Origin of the sequence: Prevotella sp. HJM029 (assembly GCF_000599605.1) — a bacterium.
In the GTDB taxonomy this organism is placed as follows: domain Bacteria; phylum Bacteroidota; class Bacteroidia; order Bacteroidales; family Bacteroidaceae; genus Prevotella.
Genome location: NZ_AZHT01000020.1, coordinates 1 through 3736, shown reverse-complemented (window position 1 = coordinate 3736; position 3736 = coordinate 1). Strand labels below are relative to the sequence as shown.

General features: G+C 42.3%; 6 protein-coding genes and 2 pseudogenes. 5 read left to right on the top strand and 3 right to left on the bottom strand.

Annotated features, from left to right (window positions below):
- Window positions 1-65: 65 nt before the first annotated feature.
- The 5 genes and pseudogenes from X919_RS14590 to X919_RS0102170 all read left to right on the top strand — a co-directional run.
- A pseudogene (locus X919_RS14590) lies at window positions 66-413 on the top strand (glycoside hydrolase family protein); the annotation flags it as partial.
- 116 nt (window positions 414-529) lie between these two features.
- On the top strand, window positions 530-949 hold the full coding sequence (locus X919_RS0102185) for a VOC family protein (protein WP_028898846.1): 420 nt from the start codon (window positions 530-532) through the stop codon (window positions 947-949).
- A 13-nt stretch (window positions 950-962) separates the two neighbouring features.
- Window positions 963-1232: a helix-hairpin-helix domain-containing protein gene (locus tag X919_RS0102180; RefSeq protein ID WP_007574372.1), complete on the top strand. Its 270-nt coding sequence runs from the start codon at window positions 963-965 to the stop codon at window positions 1230-1232.
- Between the two features lie 88 nt (window positions 1233-1320).
- A pseudogene (locus tag X919_RS0102175) lies at window positions 1321-1467 on the top strand (histidinol phosphate phosphatase); the annotation flags it as partial.
- Between the two features lie 108 nt (window positions 1468-1575).
- On the top strand, window positions 1576-2190 hold the full coding sequence (locus tag X919_RS0102170; protein ID WP_028898844.1) for a DNA alkylation repair protein: 615 nt from the start codon (window positions 1576-1578) through the stop codon (window positions 2188-2190).
- A 112-nt stretch (window positions 2191-2302) separates the two neighbouring features.
- Here X919_RS0102170 and X919_RS0102165 read toward each other — a convergent pair whose 3' ends face one another.
- The 3 genes from X919_RS0102165 to X919_RS0102155 form a co-directional block, all read right to left on the bottom strand.
- Complete coding sequence (locus X919_RS0102165) at window positions 2303-2551, bottom strand: hypothetical protein (protein WP_028898843.1); 249 nt, start codon at window positions 2549-2551, stop codon at window positions 2303-2305.
- Between the two features lie 4 nt (window positions 2552-2555).
- Window positions 2556-2810: a hypothetical protein gene (locus X919_RS0102160; RefSeq protein WP_028898842.1), complete on the bottom strand. Its 255-nt coding sequence runs from the start codon at window positions 2808-2810 to the stop codon at window positions 2556-2558.
- 27 nt (window positions 2811-2837) lie between these two features.
- Window positions 2838-3736: PcfJ domain-containing protein (locus X919_RS0102155; RefSeq protein ID WP_028898841.1), on the bottom strand; the 899-nt coding region annotated here is incomplete at its 5' end.

Below are 3736 nucleotides of genomic sequence, written 5' to 3'. Positions count from 1 at the left end.
CTTCCGTGAATCTTTGGATAATGTTTGTCTTTAGATAATACGGATTATCAAAAGGTTTTGATAATCCGTATGTTGGATATGGGCATCAGCTGCAACCAGGAGAGCACTTCACTGCAGATATGACGGAACGGCAGGCGGACTCCCTGCTCCGTGCCGACCTTTGGAAATGCTTTGAGCACTTCAAGGGATATGGCAAGGATGCCCTGCTGCTGACCTTGCTTGCCTATAATGTGGGTGTAGGACGATTGCTTGGTTATGGCAAGCATCCCAAGAGTAAGTTGCTGAGAAAAATAGAAGCTGGAGACAGGAACTTCTATAGTGAGTATGTTTCTTTTTGCCGATATAAGGGAAAAGTTTTACGTGGACTCGTCAAACGACGAAAGGTGGAGTTTGTTCTTTTTTATCTTCGATGACTATCAAATATAACCCTTGCGATATTTTATGCTCCACAAGAGATGTTTTTTGCCGTTTTCTTTGCCTTCCTCCCTATAAATGAGTAACTTTGTGCAAATTCTATAATGTACAACTTATGAGACAGAAATTCACTTTAATCACATTGGGAGTAAAAGACTTTCAAAAGGCATTAGCTTTCTACGAGGGCTTAGGCTGGAAGAAATCGCAACAAAGTCAAGAAGCCTACGCATTGTTTCCTTTGGGTGGGATAGTTTTAGGATTATATCCACTACAAGAATTGGAAAAAGACACAACGCTGAATTATCAGCAGGCATCCTTTTCGGGCATGACAATCAGCTATAATGCCACATCGGAGGAAGAAGTCAATGCTGTGATGCAGGAAGCCGAACGGTTAGGGGCAACCATTGTAAAGCCTGCGCAAAAAGTGTTCTGGGGCGGTTACAGCGGCTATTTCAAGGATTTGGACGGCTATGTGTTCGAGGTAGCCTACAATCCTTTTTGGAAGATTGACAATGAGGGCAACCTTGTCATGTAATTCGTCAGACGCAATGACCAAAGAGCAGACCATTAAGGAATTGACGATAATACCCGGAATAGGGAAATCGCTTGCAACCGACTTATGGAATATAGGGATAACCTCCATTGACGACTTGAAAGGCAAAGACCCCGAAGTTCTCTTTACTTTGTCCAACGACTATGCCAGAGTGGTGCAAGACCGTTGTGTGCTGTATGCTTTCAGATGTGCGGTTTATTTTGCACAGACACCGCCAGAGCATCGGGAAGAGGAAAAACTTAACTGGTGGTTTTGGAAAGACTGAAAAAACAGACGTCATATTCTCGCAAATATGATGTCATATTTTATTGGAAATGACATCATATTTTTGTATCTTTGTCCATGAAAGCCTAAAAGGTAAGACGGGGTTCAACCCCAACATCCACATCACCAAGCCCATTGTCCGCCTATCTCCCTCGAAGAAGTACTTCACGCTCTCGGGTGTAAGCTATGAACGTGTGGAAGCACCGGCGAAGAAAACGGCGAAGCCTAAACCGTAGGTGATGGCGGAGGAAACGTAAATCCGTAAAATATCCAGTTCCTGATTACTTGGCTGCGACGGATTAAGCCTGTCGCAGCGATTGTTAAAAAGAAACAGTTGTTTAAGTATGAATGTAGATAATATTTTAAGTAGGATTTTAGAAATCGAACACGGTTTTCAGCATATTCTTGGTGGGGCTGATGAGGTATTTTCGGCATACTCAAAGGAACAATGTTTTGAATTTGCCCTCACGTTGTTTGAGCATGAAGCCTATCAAGCCAGAATGTTGGCGACAACGATATTGGGCAGATTGGCAACAACGAATAATAATGCACTTCGTTTTCTGAAAGAACAAGTAAGCACCGACGAAAATTGGCGTGTGCAGGAAATGCTTGCAAAGGCTTTTGATGAGGTCTGCAAACACAGTGGATATGAAACGTCCTTGCCACTTATCGAAGAGTGGATAAATGACGGTAATCCGAATGTAATCCGTGCTGTAACGGAGGGATTGAGGATTTGGACAAGTCGCCCATACTTCAAGGAAAATCCATCGGTGGCTATTGCTCTAATTGCTAAGCACAAGGCACACGAAAGCGAATATCTTCGGAAATCCGTAGGAAACGCTTTAAGGGATATAAGCAAGAAGCACGCAGAATTGATACGGCAAGAGGTGGAGCAATGGGATTTATCCAATCCTCGAATTCTGTTCACTTACAAACTTGCGGCAAAGTTGTTAAAGTAAAAACTTTCTGCGACTTTCTTTTGCTTCTTTGCTTTGGTCGCCTGCTCGTTCAAAGACAAAGAAAAGAAGCCACGCAAATTTCGGTTTGCGTGGCTCTTTTTTATTAAGAATGCTATTCCTGCACTTTCGTTATTCTGTCTATCCGTTTATTGGGGTGTCTGTCAAACGCCCACGAGTTGTTGAGAGCATTGCTCGAAAAATTTATCTCATCATCGGGCAGGGTGCTGTGAATGCTTCCACCCATGACCAGTCTACAATCTTGCAGGACTTTCTGCCGTGCTTCTTCTTTGCTCTCCGCAACCACATCGAATACTCCTTCAAAGACGTATTGTGTCCGAACTCTGTAAACTTTCTTCTTCATAATCTTAAAATTCAACCTTTAATAATCTGTATTCCTTTGGCTCTCCATTGGACAGTCTGCGGTGTTTGAGCCAAAAGTGATGTGCGCCATAGCCGTATGCAAAGAACTTATCAAGCTCTGTTTCTTCAGCTATTTTGTTGATAGCTAACCTTAACTCCTCTTTGTTGTCAGATAAGGTTATTGCATTAATAACCCTAATGAGAATATGCGGTATCTCATCCGTCCAATTGTAGATAATGTTTTCAATCTCTGTCTTCATATCTCTGATAATTTAATGGTTCATACTTTATGCTGTAGCTTTCATTCTTCGGCTTATAAGACCTCGATTGGCATTGACAAGGTTTACTATTTGCTCGTGATATTCCGTATTCTTGTTGCATACCCCACGACTTTGCACCACTTCCAAAGTTCGTAAAGACATTTCAATGGTTTCTATTCGCTTGCCATCAATGGTAGCCGAAAGGATAAGGGAGTCCTCCTTGAGGTAGTATGCATTAGAAAATACGCAATGGTGCATTGATACACCTTCTTCCAAATGCTCCTGCACGCTCTCCAATACGTGGACTTGGATAGTGCCGTCCGTGAAACAGATACCGAAAAATTTTGATTTGAGTTCCTTGAAACGTTTTTCGTCTTCCATTGCCTTCTGCTGCTTCTGTCTAATCTCCTCCCTTTCACGCACTCTGAGAAGTTCTTCGTGTTTGCGGTCGTGTTCACCTTTAAGGTTTGTTGGGCATAAATATTTTGGATTATGAATATCCTTTCCTAATCTTCTAAGTGTATCTACATAATCACTCCAAAGAGAAATGTCTGCTATCTCATAGCCGTTACGGACTGCAATTTTGTAGGACTGCCATAGTTCCTCAAAAGTCCTCCTGTTGCCAAGAAAGTAACGTAAATGGTCTGTACGACCTGCCTTTAGCAATGTTTCCACACGGCTGTCTGTAAGCAATGCAGGAATAAGCTGGGTAGGCACGATGCCATAGAAATTATCCTTAAAACCATTTCTGCGAAGTATGTCTGTAACCTTGAACTTTGGATATATGGGTGAGTAGGCAATATGCTGATAGGCTTCATTATCGTTGCGTATCGCCATAGGACTATAATAGGAAAAGGTATCAACATAGTGTCCCAATACCCTCTGTATAGCAACCACAGCTTTTCGTCCCTGCATATTCCACCAAT

Bases quoted from the DNA above. Each gene is read 5' to 3' on its own strand.
- X919_RS0102160 (WP_028898842.1), bottom strand. From the start codon at position 2,810: ATGAAGACAGAGATTGAAAACATTATCTACAATTGGACGGATGAGATA.
- X919_RS0102185 (WP_028898846.1), top strand. From the start codon at position 530: ATGAGACAGAAATTCACTTTAATCACATTGGGAGTAAAAGACTTTCAA.
- X919_RS0102170 (WP_028898844.1), top strand. From the start codon at position 1,576: ATGAATGTAGATAATATTTTAAGTAGGATTTTAGAAATCGAACACGGT.
- X919_RS0102165 (WP_028898843.1), bottom strand. From the start codon at position 2,551: ATGAAGAAGAAAGTTTACAGAGTTCGGACACAATACGTCTTTGAAGGA.
- X919_RS0102180 (WP_007574372.1), top strand. From the start codon at position 963: ATGACCAAAGAGCAGACCATTAAGGAATTGACGATAATACCCGGAATA.